Below are 3578 nucleotides of genomic sequence, written 5' to 3' on the forward strand. Positions count from 1 at the left end.
CCAGGAGATGCGGCACATCCGGTCTCGGCAGAAGCTGACCGGCGCGGCCGCCGACGGCGAGTCGACGTTCTTCGACCATCCTCTGCTGACCCTCGACGTCGGTGGTAACACCGTCTACCTTGAGCCTGACTTGGTGGCGTTCCACCACAACGGCAAATTCCACGTCGTCGAGATCAAGTCCTTCGCCGTCATCGACGACCAGGCCGACGGCGGCAAGGTCGCCGCCGCAGCCACCCAATCCGCTGTGTACGTGCTAGCTTTGCGGCGTCTGCTCGGCGCCGACGACGCGGTGTCGCACGAGGTTGTCCTCGTCTGCCCGAAGGACTTCTCCAACCAGCCGGTCGCCACCAAGGTCGATGTGCGCAAACAGCTAATCGTGCTGCAGCACCAACTGAGCCGGCTATCCCGCATCGAAAAGCTGGTCGGCGAGCTGCCGCCGACTCTGACCTTCGATCTTGCCACCGGCGACGACGGCAAACCGACCCGGTCCGCCGCCGACCTAATCGCCGCCCTGGCCGAGGTCGAGGCCCGTTACGCGCCTGACTGCATCGCCAAGTGCGAGATGGCGTTCTTCTGCCGTAAGGAAGCGAGTGGCTGCACCGCCACGCTCGGCATCAACGTCCGCGAAGAACTCGGCGGCGTCGAGACAGTCGCCGAGGCGCTCGGCCTTGCCGACGGCAGCTTGATCGCCTCCGACAGCCAGGCCGAGGCCGCAGCGATGCTGCGGACCACCGCCGAGATCTACCGGTCGGTGGCGGCGTGAGCGCGATTTCCTCGTACGCCCGTGCCCGCGCCGTGGCGGCCGGCCACGCCTTCCCGATCGCTACCCGCCGGCATGTCTTTCTCTCCGAGCGGCCGTTGGTCCTGGTCCCGCTCGCCATGGCCGGCGAGGCAAACGCCCCTCTCGCCGCCATGATCGGCAGTGACTCCGCCGAGCCGATGGTGCTGTTCGTCCCGCAACCGCGGAACCGGGATATGCGTTTCGAGTTCGCCGCGTCGCTTGCCGAAGTCGTGCTCGACTATGTCCGTTCCTGCACGCGGCGTTCCGAGGTCGTCGGCAAAGATGTCGTGTTCCTCGACGCGCCGCAGCTGCTCGTGCCGAACCGGGCCGGGGCGGCTTTCGTCCGACTGCTGGGCCGCTCGACCCGCTTCCGGCGCACCACCGGCCCGTATCCGGTGCCGCAACGGGTGCCGATGCTGGGCCGTTGGCTCACCTATCTCGCTGAGCGTTCCGAACATCCGGGCTCCGCGGCGATGCTCGCCATGACCGAGGCGCTGGGGATGCACTGGGCCAGCGGTCAGAGCGCCCTCGAGGATGCGAACCTTGCCGCGCTGCTCGGCTGGATTGATCCGCCGGACGGCGTGACCGGGCCAGAGGCGGCCATCGCGGCGGAGGATCCGCTGGTGTGGCCGCCCGCCGGCCCCAACACCGATCCGGCCTTCGACAACGAGGTGCTCGCGCCAACGATCCGGGCCTACGCCGACTCCGCGCCGGAGAGCCCGAGAAGTACCCGCGCTCTGCAGACCCTCGAGCGTGAGCTGCGCGGCCAGATGGAGCCGACGTGGCGTCTGATGTGGCGGGCGGTCGAGGTGCTGCGTGCGCTGCCACCCGGCGACACCGTCGAGCAACGGTGGACGGCCGACCGCAAGGACTTCAGTCGATACCAGAACTACCTCGTCATGGACGGCCGCCCACAGGCCCGCCGCGACGGCGCGGTCGTCGCCGCCCGCCGGCTGCAGACCCTCGAGCGGGAGCAGACCTTGTACGACGCGACTCGGGCGCTCGACGACCCGCTGGTGATGGCCAACTTCCGGGTGACCGGTGAGGCCTTCGAGGGCACGGTCGTCTCAGTCGAACGCGACCGGCGGGTCACCGGCGAGAAAGGCCGGCGAATCACCCGACCGTTGATCGTCGTGACCACCGCCGACCCCGTTCACCTCGCGGTCGGCGCCGCTGTCCGTTCTCCCGCCCGCCTGGGGCAGGAGGCGACCATCGTCGAGATCCGCCGCGAGGCCGACAGCACGCTGGTGACCCTCGAACTCGCCGGCGGCATGGGCCGCAGCGCCGTGCCAGCGCTGGGCACCGTGCCCGAGGAAGAGGACGACATCACCTACACCAGTGCGTTCCCCGACGCTTTCCGCACACCCGACCTTCCTCCGACCGAGCTGACCCCCTGGACGCATGGTGGGCCACCGCAGCCGTACGTGCCCACCGAGGACGACGCCCGGGAGGTGTGGGAATGATCTTCGATCCGGCAGCGGAGGCCGAACGGGTCACCGCGGGAATCCTGGCCGACTTCCGCTCCGGAAAGCACCGCGGCGTGGTCGTCGACTCCCCACCCGGCGCGGGAAAGTCGACGCTCGTCGTGCGGGCCGCCGTCTCCCTCGCCGTGGACGGCGAGCGCTCGATCATCGTCGCCCAGACCAACGAGCAGGTCGACGATCTGACCGCCGCCATTGCCGCCCAGCTCCCGTCCGGCTTGGTGGTCGGCCGGCTCACCAGCTCGACGTACGGCCGGCCGCAGCGTTTCGCGAACCTCGCCAACGTACTGATCGACAAAGACGTCAGCAATCTGCTCAGCTGCGAAATCATCATCGCGACCGCGTCCAAGTGGGCGTACGTGAAGGACCGGTCATGGCCGTGGGCGATCGTCGACGAGGCCTACCAGATGCGCTCGGACCTGTTGCTGGCCGTCGCACCCCGCTTCGAGCGGGCGCTCTTCGTCGGCGACCCGGGACAGCTTGATCCGTTCTCGGTCGTGCAGAACGATCGGTGGCGCGGGCTGACCTGGGATCCGATGCAAAGCGCGGTGGCCGGCCTGCTCCGCAGCAACCCCTCCCTCCCGGTTCATCGGCTGCCCGTGTCCTGGCGGCTGCCTGCGAGCGCCGAGCAGGTGGTCGCGCAGGCGTTCTACCCGTTTACCGGCTTCCGCACCGGGACCGGCCCGGGCGAACGAGAGCTTAGCTTCACCACAAGGGCCTTCGGGCGTACCGCAGTGGACGCCGTCCTGGCCGAGGCGGCCACCTCCGGATGGGGCTTCTACGAGTTGGACGCGAAGCACACCATGCGCACCGACGCGGAGGCCGTGGCCGCGGTCGCCGAAGTGACGCGACGATTCCTCGATCGCGGCGCCGTCGCCCGGTCTGGTGACACGCCGCGATCAGTCACGCCAGATCGCATCGCTGTGGGCGCAGCCCACCGCGACCAGGTCGCCGCACTTCGGGCCGCATTGATCGATCTGCCCGAGGTCACTGTCGACACAGCCAATCGGCTCCAGGGCCGCGAGTACGACGTGACCGTGGTACTGCATCCGCTGTCGGGCCGTCGAGACGCGACCGCATTCCACCTTGAGGCCGGGCGCCTGTGCGTGCTTACCTCCCGGCACCGGCAGGCGTGCGTCGTCGTCGGCCGAACCGGCATCCGGGAACTGCTCGACGCCCATCCGTCCAGTGAGCCGGTCCACCTGCACGAACCGGTCAAGTTCCCGGACGGATGGGCAGCGAACCAGATCGTGATGGAACACCTCCTCAAGCACCGCGCGGCGCGATAGCCCTGGACGGACCACATGAGATTCCTG

Annotated in this window: 2 protein-coding genes and 1 pseudogene; all 3 read left to right on the forward strand. The window is 68.9% G+C overall.

All coding sequences use genetic code 11. The features are described 5' to 3' along the window. Positions 1-763: pseudogene (locus tag DMB66_RS58265) on the forward strand (hypothetical protein); the annotation flags it as partial. Further along, entirely contained in the window at positions 760-2244 is a 1485-nt protein-coding gene (locus tag DMB66_RS58270; RefSeq protein ID WP_125812525.1) for a hypothetical protein, read from the forward strand. The pseudogene DMB66_RS58265 and the gene DMB66_RS58270, both read left to right, overlap by 4 nt. Then, positions 2241-3551 carry an AAA domain-containing protein gene (locus tag DMB66_RS58275; protein ID WP_125812526.1) on the forward strand — a complete coding sequence of 437 codons (1311 nt, stop codon included), beginning with the start codon at positions 2241-2243 and terminating at the stop codon, positions 3549-3551. The genes DMB66_RS58270 and DMB66_RS58275 overlap by 4 nt, the downstream gene beginning before the upstream one ends. The last annotated feature ends 27 nt before the right edge of the window (positions 3552-3578 follow it).

Source organism: Actinoplanes sp. ATCC 53533, from assembly GCF_003947245.1.

Coding starts and splice junctions, on each gene's coding strand:
- DMB66_RS58275 (WP_125812526.1), top strand. CDS start 2,241: ATGATCTTCGATCCGGCAGCGGAGGCCGAACGGGTCACCGCGGGAATC.